This is a genomic window from Asanoa ferruginea, from assembly GCF_003387075.1.
Lineage (GTDB): Bacteria > Actinomycetota > Actinomycetes > Mycobacteriales > Micromonosporaceae > Asanoa > Asanoa ferruginea.
The window spans coordinates 4,502,182-4,518,351 of record NZ_QUMQ01000001.1; the positions used below are offsets into that span (position 1 = coordinate 4,502,182).

At 71.0% G+C, this 16,170-nt stretch carries 16 protein-coding genes, 1 tRNA gene and 1 pseudogene; 3 read left to right on the top strand and 15 right to left on the bottom strand.

Annotated features, from left to right (window positions below; translation table 11 throughout):
- Positions 1 to 2: 2 nt before the first annotated feature.
- Genes cobN through cobF form a run of 3 tightly spaced genes read right to left on the bottom strand, consistent with a single transcriptional unit; the run spans position 3 to position 5,058 of the window.
- Entirely contained in the window at positions 3 to 3,566 is a 3,564-nt protein-coding gene (cobN, locus tag DFJ67_RS21180; RefSeq protein WP_116069576.1) for a cobaltochelatase subunit CobN, read from the bottom strand.
- Complete coding sequence (locus tag DFJ67_RS21185; protein ID WP_116069577.1) at positions 3,563 to 4,315, bottom strand: cobalt-precorrin-6A reductase; 753 nt, start codon at positions 4,313 to 4,315, stop codon at positions 3,563 to 3,565. Before DFJ67_RS21185 ends, cobN begins: the two co-directional genes overlap by 4 nt.
- Entirely contained in the window at positions 4,312 to 5,058 is a 747-nt protein-coding gene (cobF, locus tag DFJ67_RS21190) for a precorrin-6A synthase (deacetylating) (protein WP_116069578.1), read from the bottom strand. The genes DFJ67_RS21185 and cobF overlap by 4 nt, the downstream gene beginning before the upstream one ends.
- A gap of 41 nt (positions 5,059 to 5,099) precedes the next feature.
- Here cobF and DFJ67_RS21195 point away from each other — a divergent pair, with 41 nt between their 5' ends.
- Positions 5,100 to 5,888, top strand: a complete 789-nt coding sequence (locus DFJ67_RS21195; RefSeq protein ID WP_239097368.1) for a (2Fe-2S)-binding protein — start codon at positions 5,100 to 5,102, stop codon at positions 5,886 to 5,888.
- Positions 5,889 to 5,895: 7 nt separating this feature from the next.
- Here the strand turns inward: DFJ67_RS21195 and DFJ67_RS21200 are convergent, their stop codons facing one another.
- Complete coding sequence (locus DFJ67_RS21200; RefSeq protein WP_116076507.1) at positions 5,896 to 6,384, bottom strand: MarR family winged helix-turn-helix transcriptional regulator; 489 nt, start codon at positions 6,382 to 6,384, stop codon at positions 5,896 to 5,898.
- A 94-nt stretch (positions 6,385 to 6,478) separates the two neighbouring features.
- On the opposite strand from DFJ67_RS21200, the gene DFJ67_RS21205 reads away from it, so the two are divergent.
- The gene (locus DFJ67_RS21205) at positions 6,479 to 7,114 is read left to right on the top strand and encodes an FMN-dependent NADH-azoreductase (protein WP_116076509.1); all 636 of its coding nucleotides are present in this window, start codon (positions 6,479 to 6,481) and stop codon (positions 7,112 to 7,114) included.
- A 312-nt stretch (positions 7,115 to 7,426) separates the two neighbouring features.
- Here the strand turns inward: DFJ67_RS21205 and DFJ67_RS44565 are convergent.
- The 4 genes and pseudogenes from DFJ67_RS44565 to DFJ67_RS21220 form a co-directional block, all read right to left on the bottom strand.
- Positions 7,427 to 7,768: pseudogene (locus tag DFJ67_RS44565) on the bottom strand (aromatic-ring hydroxylase C-terminal domain-containing protein); the annotation flags it as partial.
- A 117-nt stretch (positions 7,769 to 7,885) separates the two neighbouring features.
- Positions 7,886 to 8,170 (bottom strand): FAD-dependent monooxygenase, encoded by a 285-nt coding sequence (locus tag DFJ67_RS43305; protein WP_203784573.1) that lies wholly within the window; start codon positions 8,168 to 8,170, stop codon positions 7,886 to 7,888.
- Positions 8,171 to 8,796: 626 nt separating this feature from the next.
- Positions 8,797 to 8,868 (bottom strand) — tRNA-Val (locus DFJ67_RS21215).
- 59 nt (positions 8,869 to 8,927) lie between these two features.
- Positions 8,928 to 9,461, bottom strand: a complete 534-nt coding sequence (locus DFJ67_RS21220; protein WP_409362971.1) for a TIGR02611 family protein — start codon at positions 9,459 to 9,461, stop codon at positions 8,928 to 8,930.
- 294 nt (positions 9,462 to 9,755) lie between these two features.
- Here DFJ67_RS21220 and DFJ67_RS21225 point away from each other — a divergent pair, with 294 nt between their 5' ends.
- A complete protein-coding gene (locus tag DFJ67_RS21225) occupies positions 9,756 to 10,187 on the top strand; it encodes an SsgA family sporulation/cell division regulator (RefSeq protein WP_089247988.1) in 432 nt (143 codons plus the stop codon).
- An 88-nt stretch (positions 10,188 to 10,275) separates the two neighbouring features.
- Here DFJ67_RS21225 and DFJ67_RS21230 read toward each other — a convergent pair whose 3' ends face one another.
- The 7 genes from DFJ67_RS21230 to DFJ67_RS21260 all read right to left on the bottom strand — a co-directional run bounded on the left by DFJ67_RS21230 (position 10,276) and on the right by DFJ67_RS21260 (position 16,077).
- Positions 10,276 to 10,689: an SRPBCC family protein gene (locus tag DFJ67_RS21230; protein ID WP_116069579.1), complete on the bottom strand. Its 414-nt coding sequence runs from the start codon at positions 10,687 to 10,689 to the stop codon at positions 10,276 to 10,278.
- Positions 10,686 to 10,994: an ArsR/SmtB family transcription factor gene (locus tag DFJ67_RS21235; RefSeq protein ID WP_116069580.1), complete on the bottom strand. Its 309-nt coding sequence runs from the start codon at positions 10,992 to 10,994 to the stop codon at positions 10,686 to 10,688. The genes DFJ67_RS21230 and DFJ67_RS21235 overlap by 4 nt, the downstream gene beginning before the upstream one ends.
- A gap of 32 nt (positions 10,995 to 11,026) precedes the next feature.
- Positions 11,027 to 11,935: a phosphotransferase gene (locus DFJ67_RS21240; protein WP_170215923.1), complete on the bottom strand. Its 909-nt coding sequence runs from the start codon at positions 11,933 to 11,935 to the stop codon at positions 11,027 to 11,029.
- A 56-nt stretch (positions 11,936 to 11,991) separates the two neighbouring features.
- The gene (locus DFJ67_RS21245) at positions 11,992 to 12,345 is read right to left on the bottom strand and encodes a nuclear transport factor 2 family protein (protein WP_116069582.1); all 354 of its coding nucleotides are present in this window, start codon (positions 12,343 to 12,345) and stop codon (positions 11,992 to 11,994) included.
- 57 nt (positions 12,346 to 12,402) lie between these two features.
- Positions 12,403 to 12,627: a hypothetical protein gene (locus tag DFJ67_RS21250; RefSeq protein WP_147315560.1), complete on the bottom strand. Its 225-nt coding sequence runs from the start codon at positions 12,625 to 12,627 to the stop codon at positions 12,403 to 12,405.
- 196 nt (positions 12,628 to 12,823) lie between these two features.
- The gene (locus tag DFJ67_RS21255; protein WP_116069584.1) at positions 12,824 to 14,797 is read right to left on the bottom strand and encodes an APC family permease; all 1,974 of its coding nucleotides are present in this window, start codon (positions 14,795 to 14,797) and stop codon (positions 12,824 to 12,826) included.
- Positions 14,797 to 16,077 carry a glycosyltransferase family 87 protein gene (locus tag DFJ67_RS21260; protein ID WP_116069585.1) on the bottom strand — a complete coding sequence of 427 codons (1,281 nt, stop codon included), beginning with the start codon at positions 16,075 to 16,077 and terminating at the stop codon, positions 14,797 to 14,799. Before DFJ67_RS21260 ends, DFJ67_RS21255 begins: the two co-directional genes overlap by 1 nt.
- Between the last annotated feature and the right edge of the window lie 93 nt (positions 16,078 to 16,170).

Consider the following 16,170-nt stretch of genomic DNA (forward strand, 5'->3'; position numbering starts at 1 on the left):
ACCTAATTCCCTTCGAGATCCCCTTCAGTTCGAAGGTATTCCGCACGCAGCGCTTCGATGGTCTCCGGCTCCGGCGATGCCCACAGGCCGCGCTCGGCGGCCTCCAGCAACCGCTCGGTGATCCCGCGCAGGGCCCAGGGGTTGGACTTGTCGAGGAACTCGCGCACCGACGGGTCGAGCACGTAGGCGGCGGCGAGCTTCTCATACATCCAGTCGTCGACGACGCCGGCGGTGGCGTCGTACCCGAAGAGGTAGTCGACCGTCGCCGCGAGTTCGAACGCGCCCTTGTAGCCGTGCCGGCGCATCGCCTCGATCCAGCGCGGGTTGACGACGCGTGCCCGGAACACCCGCTTGGTCTCTTCCGCCAGTGAGCGCGTGCGCACGTCATCGGGGCGGTGCGAGTCGCCGATGTAGGCCGCCGGGTCGGTGCCGCGCAGGGAGCGCACCATCGCGACCATGCCGCCGTGGTACTGGAAGTAGTCGTCGGAGTCGGCGATGTCGTGCTCGCGGGTGTCGACGTTCTTGGCCGCGACCGCCATCCGCCGGTAGACGGTCTCGAGGTCGCCGCGCGCCGCCCGGCCGTCCAGCCCGCGCCCGTAGGCGTAGCCACCCCAGACCGCGTAGACCTCGGCCAGGTCGCGATCGTCACGCCAGTTGCGGGCGTCGATCAAGGGCAACAGGCCGGCACCGTACGCGCCCGGCTTGGAACCGAAGATCCTGGTGGTCGCCCGTCGCCAGTCGCCGTGCTCGGCCTGGTCGGCCAGCGCGTGCGCGCGCACGAAGTTGTCCTCGTCGCGTTCGTCGAGGGCGGCGACCGCCGCGACCGCGTCGTCGAGCAGCGCGATCACGTGCGGGAACGCGTCGCGGAAGAAGCCCGAGATGCGCACCGTGACATCGATCCGGGGCCGGCCGAGTTCGGCCAGGGGCACGATCTCGAAACCGGTGACCCGCCGGGACGCGTCGTCCCAGACCGGCCGGCAACCGATCAGCGCTAGCACTTCGGCGATGTCGTCGCCCTGGGTACGCATCGCGCTGGTGCCCCACACGGTCAGCCCGACCAGGGCCGGCCAGGTGCCGGTGTCCTCGCGGTGCCGGGCCAGCAGCGAGTCGGCCAGCGCGCGGCCGACGTCCCAGGCGTTGCGGGAGGGGATCGCCTTCGGGTCGACGGAGTAGAAGTTGCGGCCGGTCGGCAGCACGTTGACCAGGCCGCGGGTGGGCGAGCCGGACGGTCCGGCGGCGACGTAGCCGCCGTCCAGGGCGTGCTTGACCGCCGTGATCTCGTCGGTGGTCGCCTCCAGCCGGGGCACCACCTCGGTCGCGGCGAAGCGGAGCACGTCGACCACGCCGGCGGGCGCGGCTCCCAGGATCTCGGTCGCCACAGTGGTGGCCGCCGTTGGAGCCCAGTCCGCGGTCTCCATGGCGACCACCAGGCGGCGCGCGACCTCTTCGAGCTCATCGCTCTCCAGGGCGGTGTCGTCGAGACCGAGGTGGGCGCCGAGCGCCTCGCGCAGGCCCGGCAGCGCGCCGCGGCGGCCACCCCAGACCTGGCGGGCGCGCAGGATCGCCAGCACCATGTTGATCCGCGCCTCGCCGGCCGGCGCCGCGCCCAGGATGTGCAGGCCGTCGCGGATCAGCGAGTCCTTGATCTCACACAGGTAGCCGTCGACGTGCAGCACGAAGTCGTCGAAGTCGTCTTCGCCGGGCTGGTCCTGCACGTGCAGGTCGTGGTGCAACTCGGCGGCGCGGATCAGGGTCCAGATCTGCGCCCGCAGCGTCGGCACCTTGTCGGGGTCGAGGGCGGCGACGGTGGCGTACTCGTCGAGGAGTTGTTCGAGGCGGGCCATGTCGCCGTAGGTGTCGGCGCGGGCCATCGGCGGCACCAGGTGGTCGACGATCGTGGCGTGGCCGCGCCGCTTGGCCTGGGTGCCCTCGCCCGGGTCGTTGACCACGAACGGGTAGATCAGCGGCAGGTCGCCGAGCACGGCGTCGGGCGCGCACTCCTTCGACAGGCCGAGCCCCTTGCCGGGCAGCCACTCCAGCGTGCCGTGCTTGCCGAGGTGGATGACGGCGTCCACGTTGGACGCCAGCCAGCGGTAGGCGGCCAGGTAGTGGTGCGACGGCGGGAGGTCGGAGTCGTGGTAGATCGCGATCGGGTTCTCGCCGAAACCGCGCGGCGGCTGGATCATCAGCGTGACGTTGCCGTAGCGCAGGCCGGCCAGCACGATGTCGCCGTTGTCGACGTAGAGCTCGCCCGGCGCCGGGCCCCAGTGCCGGGTCATCTCGTCGCGGAGCGATGGCGCGGTCGCGGCGAACCACTCGGCGTAGTCGGCCCCGGGCACCCGGATCGGCGCGGCCGCGAGTTGCTCCTCGGTCAACCACTCGACGTCGTGGCCGCCGGCCGCGATCAGCGTGTGGATCAGGGTGTCACCGTCGGTGGGCACGTCGCCCACGTCGTAGCCGGCGTCTTTCAGATCGGCCAGCAGCGCCACCGCCGACGCGGGGGTGTCGAGGCCGACCGCGTTGCCGACCCGGGAGTGCTTGGTCGGGTAGGACGACAGGACGATGGCCACGCGCTTCTCAGCGTTGGGTAGCGCGCGGAGGCGGGCGTGCGCGACGGCGATGCCGGCGACCCGGGCGGCCCGCTCGGGGTCGGCGCGGTAGACCGGGACACCGTCGGGGCCGGGCTCCTTGAACGAGAACGGCACCGTGATCAGGCGGCCGTCGAACTCGGGGATGGCCACCTGCATCGCGGCGTCCATCGGGGTCAGCGCCGCGTTCGAGTCGTGCCAGGCCGCCCGCGAGGTGGTCAGACACAAACCTTGCAGCACGGGTACGTCGAGCCCGGCCAGTGCCTCGACCGACCAGGCGTCGTCGGCGCCACCCGCGGACGCGTCGGCCGCGGTCGTGCCGCCGGCCGCGAGGACCGTCACGATCAGCGCGTCGCAGCCCTCGAGCAGCTCGTAGAGGCCGGTCTCGGCGGAGCGCAGGGAGGCGGCGTAGACCGGCATCGGCGTGCCGCCGGCGTTTGCCACCGCGTCCGCGAGGGTGTCGACGAACTCGGTGTTGCCGGCCAGCGCGTGTGCCCGGTAGAAGACGATGCCGATCGTCGGCCCGGTCTTGTCCGCTGCGGCACCGTGCCGGCCGAAGGACGGGAACTCGACCGGTGCCGCGAAGCCCTCGCCGGCCATCAGCAGCGTGTCGGCGAGGAACCGGTGCAGCTCACGCAGGTTGTCCGGCCCGCCCGCGACGAGATAGCGCTGCGCGTCGGCGACCACGCCGGCCGGCACCGTCGAGAGGGCGGTGAGCTCGGCGTCCGGCACCGCCTCGCCACCGACCGCGACGACCGGAATGCCGGCCGCGACCACCGCGTCGACGCCCTCGGGCCAGGTGCGCCGGCCGCCCAGCAGCCGCAACACCACACCGGCCACGCCGTCGAGCAGGTCGGGCAGGTCGTCGGTGGTCAGCCGGGCCGGGTTGGCGACCCGCCAGGTCGCGTCGGCGCTGGTGGCGCTCGCGGCCAGCAAGTCGGTGTCGGCGGTCGAGAGCAACAGGAACGTCGGGGTCACGCCCCGGACAGTAGTTCGCGCACCCGCTCGGCGGCAGCGGCGGGTGTGTCGACGGTGGGCAGCGCGACCGTCCACGGACGGTTGACCAGGATGACCGGGACGCCGCGCTCGCGGGCGGCGTCGAGCTTGGCGCGGGTGGCGTCGCCGCCGCTGTCCTTGGCGACGACGACGTCGATCGCGTGCCGTTCCAGCAGCTCACGCTCGTGGTCGAGGGTGAACGGGCCACGATCCACCAGCAGCTCCACGTTGGCCGGCAGGTCTTCGGCTGGTGGCTCGACGCAGCGGACGAGCAGCAGGGGGAGCGCCGCGCAGGCGGGGTTGGTGAGGAATGTCGCAAGCCGCTGGCGGCCGGTGGTGATGAACGCGCGGGCACCGTGGGTGGGCAGCACGGCGGCGGCCGTCGCCAGGTTGGGCACCCGGTTCCACCGGTCGCCGGGTTGCGCCGTCCATCCTGGACGAACAAGACGCAGCCGGGGTACGCCGTGTGCCGCGGCCGCGTGCGCGCTGACCGTCTCGGCGAAGGGGTGGGTCGCGTCGACCAGGATCGCGGGTGCGTTCCGGGCCAGCCAGTCCTGGAGGCCGTCGGCGCCGCCGAAGCCGCCCGTCCTGGTCTCGCCGGCCGGTTGCCGCGGCTCGCTGGTGCGGCCGGCGTAGGAGGTGACCACCCGCAGGTCCGCATCCGTTGCCAGGAGCGCGGCGAGTTCGCGGGCTTCGGTGGTGCCGCCGAGGATCAGGACGGTCGTCGTCACTGGTCTCGGCGGCGGAGCAGGTAGGTGTCCATGATCCAGCCTTTGCGGGTGCGGGCTGCGGCGCGTACACCGTCGATGTCGTCTTTGGTGTCGGTGAGTTTGCCCCTCACCAGGATCTCGTCGGGTGTGCCCAGGTAGGCGCCCCAGTAGATGTCGACGTCGTCGTCGATCTGCTGGTAGGCGTTTCGGGCGTCGAGCATGACGACCAGGTCGTCGACGCCGTCCGGGATGCCGTGCGCGGCGAGCCGGCGGCCGGTGGTGATCTGGACGGCCCGGCCGACGCGGTTGAGCCCGATCCGGTGCCGAGCGGCGAGCGCGCTGACACTGCTGATGCCGGGTATGACGGCGTAGCTGAAGTCGACGCCGTCGATCTCTTCCAGCGAGCCGATCGTGCTGTCGAAGAGCGCCGGGTCGCCCCAGACCAGGAAGCCGCCGATCTGGTTCTCGCGGAGTTCGTCGCGGATCAGATCGCGGAATGCTTCGCCCCGTTGCCTGCGCCACTGGTCGACGGCATTGGGGTAGGCGCGAGCGGTGCGGTCGCGCTCCGGGTCGCTGACGGTTACCACGCGCGCTCGCGGCGCGTACTCCCGGAGCATGTGCCTTCGCAGGTCGGTCAATTCCCGTTTCTCGTCGCCCTTTTCCACCAGGATGGCGAGATCGAGCCGGCCCAATGCCTTGACAGCTTCGATGGTGAGCTGGTCAGGATCGCCGGCGCCGATTCCAATGACGAGCAGGTGGCGCATGGGGCCCAGTGTCTCCCATCGACAGGTCTACGCTCACACGCGTGCCGCTCCACCGAACCGCCGCCGCGGGTCCGGCTCTGGCGGCCTCTGCCGCGATCGGGCCCTATTTCGCATGGGAGGCATGGTCGGCGGGAGCGGGCTGGCACCCCTTCACCGACCTGCTGACCGCGTCCGTCGCCGCACAGCGGGTCGCCGTCGCCCGATCGACCCTGGTCAGTGCGTTCGGACTGACCGAAGAGGACGTTCCGGTCCGGGTGGTGGCGTCCGTCTACTTCATGGGCGTGGCCGCCCGATTGCTGTCACCGCCGTTGGGCGCGGCCGTCGCGGGTGGCGCGCTGCCGCTGGCGACCCGGGCCAACCTGTGGTGGCGCCCGGTGCCGGCCGGCCCGATGCCGGTCGCCTACGGCGTGGTCCCGGCCCTGCCGACCGCCGACCTGTCGCCGGCCGAGGTGGCGTCGGCGCTGGTGGCGGGGCCGCTGGCGGAGACGGTGACGCCGCTGCTCGAGCTGTTCCGGACGGCGTTCCTGCTCTCCCCGCAGGTGCTGTGGGGCAACGTGGCGTCGGCGCTGGCCGGTGCCGTCGGCGTGCTGGCCGACACCATGCCGCGGCACGCCGCACGGGCCGGCGAGGTGCTCGACCACGCGCTGACCCTGGCCCCGCTGGCCGGCGCGGGCACGGTGGTGCGCCCCGACCCGGAGCAGGCGCGGCGGTTCCTGGTGCGGTCCAACTGCTGTCTCTACTACCGGATCCCCGGCGGCGGCACCTGCGGCGACTGCGTGCTGACCCCGGAGGCCGACCGGCAGCGACACTGGTCGAGCCTGCTCCAGTAGGCCGCCGTCACCGGCGCTCGTCGGGCTCGGGATAGGGCAGGTGCGCGTAGCCGGCGGCGCCCGCGACCCGCTCGGCGATCGTGGTCAGCTGGTCGATCTCGCCGGGACCGAGCTGGTCGAACAGGACCCGGCGCACGGTGTCCACCTGCCCCGGCGCCGCGGTCACGGTGATCTCGTAGCCCTTGTCGGTCAGCCGCACCATCGTGCCCCGCGCGTCGGAGACGCAGTCCTCGCGGGTGATCAACCCGCGTTCCTCCATCCGGCGGAGCTGGTGTGAGATCCGGCTGCGGTCCCAGCCCAGCCAGCTCGCGAGGTCGCGAACCCGCAGCGTGCGCCCGTCGGCCTCGGACAGCGGCACCAGCACCTCGTAGTCGGGGCGGGAGATGCCCGCCTCGGCGAGCTGCCGGCCGAGCGCGACATCGACCGCGCGCTGCATGCGCAGGTAACCGCGCCACATCCGCCGTTCCTGCGGGTCGAGCCAGCGCGGTTCGGTCATGTGGCCGATCTTACCCGGGGTTTGTTGACGCATCAGCATCCTCGACCTACGGTTGCTGACACATCAGCAAAACCTTGCTCAGGGAGTTTTGATCATGTCGTTGTTCCGGCTCGACGCGAGCATCCGCGTCGAGGGTTCGCACAGCCGCGAGATCGCTGACATCGTCGAGCGGGAGTGGCGGGCCGCACACCCCGACGACCCGATCGTGCGGCGCCACGTCGGCACGGACGCGCTGCCGTCGACGGTCTGGGGGGAGGCGGCTTCGGCCCGGTTTCTCCCTGTTGGCACGTTGAGCGATCCCCAGCGCTCCGCCGCGGCGCTTGCCGCGCGGCTGACCGACGAGCTGGTCGAGGCCGACGCGTTGCTGTTCGCGGTGCCGCTCTACAACTACGGCGTCTCGCAGCACTTCAAGACGTGGGTCGACACGGTGCTCGCCGACCCGCGGATGGCGTCGGGCGCGCCGCCGCTCCTCGCCGGCAAGCCGGCGGTGTTGGTCACGGTGCGCGGCGGCGGCTACGGGCCGGGTACGCCACGGGCGGGCTGGGACCACGCGACACCGTGGATGCGCCGGATCCTGGCCGACGTGTGGCAGCTCGACCTCGAGGTCGTCGAGAGCGAGCTGACGTTGGTCGGCGTCGACCCGAACCTCGAGCGGTTCAGGGATCTGGCCGCGGAGCTGCGTGGCCGGGCCGAGGAACTCGCCCGGGAGCACGGCCGGGCCCTGCTGTAGGTCGTCGGCGGTGGCCGGGCCGGGCCGCTTGCCCGGCCGGGCGATGCGCTGAGCCGTTGGCGCTTCTGCGGCCCGTGGCGGTGGTGAGAGCGGCCAGTGGGCCGCCGGCGGTGGTCGGGCTGGGCCGCTTGCCCGGCCGGGCGATGCGCTGAGCCGTTGGCGCTTCAGCGGCCCGTGGCGGTGGTGAGAGCGGCCAGTGGGCCGCCGGCGGTGGTCGGAGCTTGCCGCTGCCGGGCCTTGCGGTGGCCGCTTCAGCGGGCGGTGGCCGTGGTGAGGGCGGCCAGGACGCTGTCGGCGGTGGCCGGGCCCGGGGTGCCGCCAGGCGACGTGGCCGTCCGCGCGGACCAGGACGGCGCCGGCCGGGGTGGTGCCGTAGGCGGTGGGCCAGTCGGGATCGGTCATGACGTGGGTCTTCAGCGGAACGCCGAGCCCGGGTGCCGCCGGTTCGGCCGCTCGTCGCCAGTCGGCGCCGGTTGGGGTGGTCAACAGGGCGTGCTCGGTGCCGAAGAGGTCGAGCGTGGAGCGCCCGTCCGCGAGCCACAGCTGCGGAGCGCGACACCCGGGCGCCGTGACCGGCTTGTAGTCGGCGCCGGGCGGGTCCGCGGCGGCGGCGCCGTCGGGCGTGATCACGGCGGATCGGTATTGGTAGCCCACGTCGATCTGGGCCAGGCTGCGCCCGGCGAACGGCGCTCCGCTGCCGCTGAAGATCCGGGTCCAGGCCTCGCCGGTCTCGTCGGCGTTGCGGGTGCCGACCGGCTCGCGCTCGGCGCGCTAGCTGTCGAGCAGTCGTGGCCCGCCCTGGCCGTGGAAGACGGCCGCCAGCTTCCAGGCCAGGTCGTGCGCGTCGTGGATGGCGGCGCTCAGGCCGGTCGCACCGGCCGGCGGGAAGCGGTGCGCGGCGTCGCCGACCAGGAAGACGGGCCCGTCGGCGTAGCGCTCGGCGGTCAGCGCCTCGGCGGTCCACCGGCTGCTGGCCAGCACCTCGACGGGCACGCCGAGCAGCGCGGCGACGTCCAGCGGCTCGGTGCCGCTGTCGGTTTCAGGCAGGCTGATCATCCAGCGCTAGTCGGGTTGGCTCCAGACCAACGCGGCGCCCGCCTCGGCCAGGAAGCAGATCCCGCGCGGCCGCGGGGCGGTCCAGGGTCCGTCAGGCCCGTGGGATGTCCGAGGCTCGGCCGCGGAGCGGATTTGACGGGTGGCCCCCGGCCCGGCCCGCGCTTTCCGCGGACGGGGTCCGTCAGGTCCGTGGGATGTCCGGGGCTCGGCCGCGGAGCGGATTTGACGGGTGCCCCCGGCCCGCGCTTTCTACGGACGGGGTCCGTCAGGGTCCGTGGGGCGTCCGGGGCTCGGCCGCGGAGCGGATTTGACGGGTGGCCCCCGGCCCGGCCCGCGCTTTCCGCGGACGGGGTCCGTCAGGTCCGTGGGGTGTCCGGGGCTCGGCCGCGGAGCGGATTTGACGGGTGCCCCCGGCCCGCGCTTCCTGCGGACGGGGTCCGTCAGGGTCCGTGGGGTATCCGGGGCTCGGCCGCGGAGCGGATTTGACGGGTGGCCCCCGGCCCGGCCCGCGCTTCCCGCGGACGGGGTCCGTCAGGGTCCGTGGGGCATCCGGGGCTCGGCCCCGGAGCAGATATGACGGGTGCCCCCGGCCCGCGCTCTCCGCGGACAGGGGGCACCAAAACCCGTGGGCGATACTGGGATCGAACCAGTGACCTCTTCGGTGTGAACGAAGCGCTCTCCCGCTGAGCTAATCGCCCTCAGCGCGCACGACAATACCTGATCCAGGCATCGCCGTGCACATCCGCCCCGCCGGACGTCACCAGCCGAAGAAGTCTCGGGTTTCAGTGATCAAGTCGATGTCGAGGCTGACCTTGACTGACGCCCAGACGACGAAGGCCACGAAAACGAGGCCCACGACACCAATTACTGAGCGTAACGGCCATGGTTGGCGGGCGATCCAGTGTGTCCAGGCTCGGACGTTGCGGCGGGTGAAGTTGAGGAGCTTTTTGGCCCACGTGAACTCCACTGCCCAAATGGCCAGGCCACCGATCACGATGAACCAGCCTGGGCCGGGAAGCGGTATGAGCAGAATACCCAGAGCGACCACCGCCAGGCCGGCAATCGCGACCGAGATACGCAGGATCATCCGACCGGTCGGATTCGCCCTGATTCGGTCGAGAGTCTCGCCTACGCGACCGCGATGTGCTTGGGCGGGCACCGAAACGCCCATCTGGGCCTCGGGTTCCGAATCCTCCGCCGGACTAATCCGATCGGGCGTCACCCCGTGTCCCAGCTCCTGGTCCTCCTCGGTTGTCGCCGTTCGCTCTGGGCCGCTGCCCTTTTGCTCCATTGAGGATGGTTTCATCGCCCAATCCACTCCGGCTCCGCCTCGGCCCGTCACTCAACGGGACTGCTCGACGTTACCGAACTAAGTCGACGTCTGAGCTACCCGACGCCGGACGGTGCGCAGTACCACAGCAAGTCGGGCATTATACGCATTTTGCTGGGCTTGTAGCGCAATAACGCGCCGTCTTCCCACTACTGGGTGAGATCAGCGATTGACGGAGCGTAAGTAGAAGTATCACCTGAGTATGGGAAACGCGGGGCAAGCGCGTCCCGCAGCGGTGCCGGGGGGAGAACGTACATGAGTGTCATCCGACCGACGACCGTTGAGGTCGAAACGTCACTGCGGCTCGTCGCACCAGACGCCACCGCACTGCCGGTGCGCGCCAGCCTGCGCTACGACCCAGCTGACCCGTACGCGGTCCACGTCCTGTTTCACGCCGATTCGGCCGGCGGCGAGGCGGTGAGTTGGTCGTTCGCCCGTGAGCTCCTCGTCACAGGCCTCGACGAGCCCGCCGGCATCGGCGACGTCCGGGTCTGGCCGTGGGCCACACCGCGGGGCGATTTCGTCGCGCTGGCCCTGTCGTCACCGGACGGGAACGCCCTGTTCGAGGTACCGCGCAGCGTGCTGGTGCGGTTCCTGCGGCGGACGTACGTCGTCGTGCCCCGTGGCCGGGAAACCGACCACCTCGACGTCGACGCGGCGGTAAACCGGCTGCTGGCCGGTCGCTAGAACCAGAAGACGGCGCCGCGCGGATCTGCCGACTCCGCGCGGCGCCCTCTTTTATGCTTATTTGGTACGCCGTCAGCCAGCGACTCCCTCAGCCAGCGATCGCCTCAGCCAGCCGAGCCAGCCGCGGCACCACGCTCTCGCGCCACCCGGGCCCCATCTTCTCGAACGCCTCCCGGTCGCGCGGGTTGTCGAAGTCGAATCCGCTGTGTTCCAGCAGCAACCGGGTGCCCGTGCCTTCGGGGACGAGCCGCCAGGTCAGCGTCCACGAGTCGTTGAACGTGTAGACGAACTTCTCTTCCGGGATCACCTCGACGACTTCGCACGGTATCGCTCCATAGACCGGCATCTCGAGATGGAACCGATGCCCGACGACGGCGGCGATATCGCCCGGCACCCACCAACGCGCATGCAGTTCGGGATCGGTGAGGGTCCGCCAGACCCGGCTCGGCGGCGCGGCGACGAATTGGTCGACAGTGATGGTGTCGGTGCTCGGTGCGGTCATGTCTCCTCCTCGGCGACATCGGCGAACGAGCGCAGGCGCTCGCGCCAGAAGCGTTCGAACGGATGGAGCCAGTCACCCACCTGGGCGAGCGGCTCCGGATTCAGGTGGTAGTGCCGTTGCCGGCCCTGCGGCACGTCGCGCACCAGGGCGACCCGGCGTAGGACTTGTAGGTGCTCGGCGATCGCCGGCCGGCTCAGCTCGAACTGGGCGGCCAGATCGCCGGCCGTACGCGGCCCGTCGGCCAGCAACCGCAACAGCCGGCGGCGGATCGGATTGGCCAGGGCCAGGAACACATCTTCGGCCACGCCCAGAAAATACGTCGGAGACTCCCGACATGTCAATGATTTCCGACGCTTCTGCGGTGGATCTGTCGTTTCACCTGCTCCGTGCGATAGCTGACGACCGGATGGCTGGGCGCCCGGTTCCGCGGCGGCGCCAGCCACCCCCAGAGCTGCCGGCACCCCAGCAGGATGGCGCTGCGCCGGATCGACCGGAGGTGGTCGGCAGATAGCGGCCGGACCCGCTGATAGCCGACCAGGAGGGCGGCGAGCTCGGCGTCATGATGCAGGGCGAAATGACCGAGATCGAAGAACGGCTCGGCACCGCGGATCTCGCCGAAGTCGATCAGCCCGCTGTAGCGGCCGCCGTCGTGGAAGACCTGTGTCAGATCGAAGTCGCCATGGTTGAGTACGGCCGGGCCGGCGCGCTCCTCCGGCAGCAGGTCTTCGATCACGGCGAGTTCGGCCGGGTCGAACAGCTCGGCCAGCCGTCCGGGCCACGGGCTCGGTAGGGACGAGACGTGATCCCGGTAGGCGCCTTCCAGGGGCCATCCATGGCCCCGGCGGCGAACGAACCCCCATCCGCGTACGGGAAGCTGGTTGATCACGGCCAGGTCCGCACCCGCGGCTTCGACGACCGCCGCGGACGGGTGTTCTGTCGCGGCGCCCGCCACGGCGGTCGTCACCATCGTGGACCGACCGATGCCGTCGTCGAACGGGTCCACGTGGATCACTTCGGCGACCTTGACACCGCGTCGCCGAAGCTCGTGATGCACGAGGGCGTCGGTTTCCAGGTTGTCGTCGGGCTCTTCGGCGATCCGCAGGTAGAACACCTCGTCGCCGCGGAACACCCGGTAGACCTGCGTCGACACGCCTTCCGCGGTGCGCTCGAAGCTCACCGCCGGCCCGAAGACCCGGCTGAGCAACGCTTCCAGCGCGCCGCGGGCGATGTCGGGTTTGCGGGCCACGCAGCCGATCATGCCGCAGCCGGACCGCCCGAGCAGATTGCCTCCGGCGGTCGTGGCTATGGCGCGAGCAAGGTTTGCAAGGCGCTGACGAGGCCATCGCGGATCGTCAGGAGATCGACCCCGCGCGCGACCGGGCTGCCGGATGGGCCGAAACGCCACGCCAGCGCCGCGGTGTCGGTTCCGAGGTAGGCGGGCCCGTCTTCCTCGAACACGAAGTCGGCGGCGGCGCCATCAAGAAGCGCCTGCGCCTTGTCGTTCAGCGCTTGTCGCCCTCTGGAAACCCCTTCGGGGTCGGTGAACACCACGTCTTCCGTATACGTCCGTTCGATGGCCGCCCATCGGCGTTGAGGATCCCGCTCGGCGAAGACCTCGTGCAGGTTGCGGTGCAGCAACTCCTTGGCGTCTGGCATGCGACCAGTCCTCTCGTCACGATCCGGCCCGAGGGCAGGATGCGGGGGTCGGCGTCGCTACCTCGAGCGTAGCCCGGACGTGCGGCCCCTTCGGCCCTTGCGCCAAAGGCTCCGCACTCCCAAAGGGCGGAAGGTCAGGGCCAGGGCGAGCCCGGCGGTCGCCATGCCGGCGTAGGTCACATCCGGTGGCGTCCACCCGGAGCAGACGCAGATCAGGATCGCGACCCAGGCCAACGCGGTCGCGCCGAACAGGCCCCACCACACCGCGTCCCGTCGTCGCACGGCATGAGTGTATGTCGATCCACGAACGAGGCTCAGCGGGCGCGGCGGGCGCCATGCACCAACCCGACGGCCCGCACCCACAACAGGCAACCGCACCCCCAACGGAGCGGCGGCCGCCAGCGACGCGGCCAACGAACGACCCGCGCCGGTCACGCCGACGGCTGGGCAGCCAGCGCCAGCACGACAGAAAGCTCGTTCAGCCTCCGACGTGGACGGCCGGGCGGCGCACCGGATCGGGTTCGATCTGGCGGATGATTTCGCGTACGACCGGAGCCGTGTCCCCTCGGCCCAGCAACAGATAGCGGAACAGGTGCACCAACGGGCTGCCCTCGGCCCACTCGAAATAGCAGTGCGGCCGCACGCCAGTCGCGTCGCGCAGCGCCAGCAGAACCGCCGCGATCGCGTTCGGCGCCGCCGGGCTCTGGGCCCGCAGGATGCGGTGGCGACCGACCGACACACCGGAGACATGCAGTGCCGCGCTGAACTCCGACGGGTCGACGATCTCGATTTCCAGGAACAGCACGTCGGCCCGGCCCGGCACCGGGTTCATGCCGCGCTGCTCGCCTTCCTTCGCGTCGTACTCGGCGATGTCGCCCGCCTGGCGACGGTTGGCGATGATGTTGATCTCGCCGTCGTGCGCCAACGAATCCGTGATGAACTGGCGGGCGGGCAGGTCGAACTCGATGTGCTCGGCCCGCAGTTCGGTCGTCCGGGTCACCCGCGAGATCAGCGAAACGACCACGATGCCCAGGATGAACATCGCCGAGATCGCGATGCCGTCGGGCTTCTCGCGGATGTTCTCCACCAGGGCGTAGATCAGCACCAGGGTGAGCACCGCGAAGCCGGCCGTCGCTAGGCGTTGCCGGCGGCGCAGGGCCGAGATGGTCACCGCGACCGCGCCCGAGACCATCATGGCCAGAATCCCGGTGGCGTACGCGCCGGCCTGTGCGTTGACGTCGGCGCCGAACGCGATCGTGATCAGCACGCTGATCACCGTGTAAACCAGCACGACCGGGCGCACCGCGCGGCCCCACTCCGGTGCCATGCCATAGCCGGGCAGGTAGCGGGGCACGATGTTGATCAGGCCGGCCATCGCCGAGGCGCCCGCGAACCAGAGGATGAGCACCGTGCTGATGTCGTAGACCGTGCCGAACCCCTCGCCCAGCTTCTGGTGCGCGAGGTAGGCCAGCGCGCGGCCGTCGGCGCCGCCGCCCGGCTGGAACTCCGCCTTCGGGATCAGCACCGTGGTCACGAAGCTCGTGGCGATCAGGTAGACGCTCATGATGACGGCGGCGGTGGTGAGCAGCTTGCGGGTGTTGCGCACCCGGGAAGCCAGCCGATCCGGACCGGACGCCGCGACCAGCGGCATCATGCTGACCCCGGTCTCGAATCCGGACAGGCCGAGCACCAGGAGCGGGAAGGCGATCACCGCGGGCCCGACGATGTCGCCGAAGCCGGTGCCGCCCGACGTGATCGCGTCGGTCCACGACGTCAGCGCGCCGGCGGTGCTGAACACGTCGACCAGGCCGACCACCACGATGACGGCGTTGAGCGCCAGGAACACACCCACGAGCGGGATCGCGACGCCGACCGCCTCACTGAAACCGAGCAGGAACACCCCACCCAGAATCAGCAGGAGTACGACCGTGATGAGCACCTCGTGGCCGTGCAGCCCGCTCGGCGTGTAGGGGTTCTCGACCAGGTGCACCGAGGCGTCGGCAGCCGACAGGGTGATCGTGATGATCCAGGAAGTGGCGACGAAACCGAGCAGCCCGAGCACGAACAGCTTGCCCCACCAGAACGGCAGCAGGTTTTCCAGCATCGCCACCGAGCCCTGGCCGTGTGGGCTCTCCTTGGCCACCCTGCGATACATCGGCAGCATGCCGAGCAGCGTCAGCGCGACGATCAGCAGGGTCGCGAGCGGCGAGAGTGCCCCGGCGGCGAGCGCGGCGATGGCCGGCAGGTAGGCCAGCGTGGAGAAATAGTCGACGCCGGTCAGGCACATCACCTTCCACCACGCGTGCGGCGTGGCGTGTGCCTCCTCGGTCTGCGGCCCGACCGGTTGCACGCGGTGGCGCAGCAGCCAACCGGCCACTCCGCGCGACGGCACCGCCTTGCGTCCGGGCCGGTCCACCTGTGCCGGGATCGCCAGCTCGGGCAGGACGCTCATCAGACCTCCGGATGCGCTCGTCCGGACGCCGGTGTGGCGTCCGGACGACAGCATGCCCGCCCTTCTTGACGGTTTCCATACGGGGTCCGCGGCAGAGCTGTCAGCCCAGTGACGATGACCGCCACCGACGCGACCGGCAGGAGCACGTCGAGGTCGCCCCGCAGCGCCGGCACCGCCTCGTAGAACATGTAGAACGTCGCGGCGTACGCGCCGGCCAGGGTCACGAAGACGGCGCCGGCGCGGTCGCCGACCAGCAGCACGAACGGCACCGGCCACAGCAGGTACTGGACCCCGAAGCCGGCGGTCGCCGCGAAGAAGGCCAGCATCAGCCCGGCGGTCAGCACGACGCCGTCGGCGCGCTTCCAGAGCAGCGCGACGGTGGTAACCAGGGCGGCCGCGGTGAGCAGCGAGCCGACCCGCTGGACGGGGCCGATCCCGGCACCCGCATAGCCGGTGCCGATCCAACCGAAGACGTGGGCCAGGCCGGCCCAGCCCCACCCGCCGACGAACGAGCGGTAGCCGGCGAGCACCTTGACGGCCGCGGGCAGCGAGTCGCCCAGGACGACCGGGATCATCAGCAGGAACAGCAGCGGCACCGCCGCGATCCCGACCAGCGCGCGGCCCCAGTGCCGGGTCGGGATGTCCCGGAGCAGGCCGGGCACGAGCAGCACGGGCCAGGTCTTGGCCGCGATCGCGAAGCCCATCGCCACACCGGCGAGGTCCGGGCGACCCTGTCGCGCCGCGAGATAGCCACCGACGCCGAACGCGAGCGCGACCGGTTCGACCTGCCCGTGCACCCCGCTGATCAGGAACGCCAGCGGGCACAGGGCGTAGAGCAGGGCGACGTTGCGGCCGCGGTCGGCGCCGGCCAGCTTGGCGAGGAGCACGACCAGCACGAGGTCGGCGACCACCGGCGCGATCTTGCCGGAGAGCTCCCAGGCGATGCCGGTCTTCAGCTCGGCGCCGAAGACGATCGGCATGAACGGCAGGAAGTTCCACCGGAAATGCGGCATGTGCGTCATCGGGTCCGTGCCACCGCGGAGCAGGTTGCCGGCCCGCTGGAAATAGCTCGCCACGTCGCGCGGCGTGTGCCCATAGGCGATCCAGACGGCCGCGATCCGGATGCACAGCGCGACGGCGAGGCTCACGCCGAGTCGCGGAGCCCAGCCCCGGGCGTACGCCGTGAGGAAAAGCCCGCCGCAGACGGTGACCAGCGCGCCGAGGGCGATGGTGAAGTTAGGGAGAGTTCCGTCGATGCGGGATAGATCGTCGACATTCATGCGCGACTCAGTCTATTTGTCTGGGTGCGCGGCCGATGTCACCCAATCCGGGGAACCGTCGGCGGCTGAGCAACCTAGCACTTGCTTGGTTTT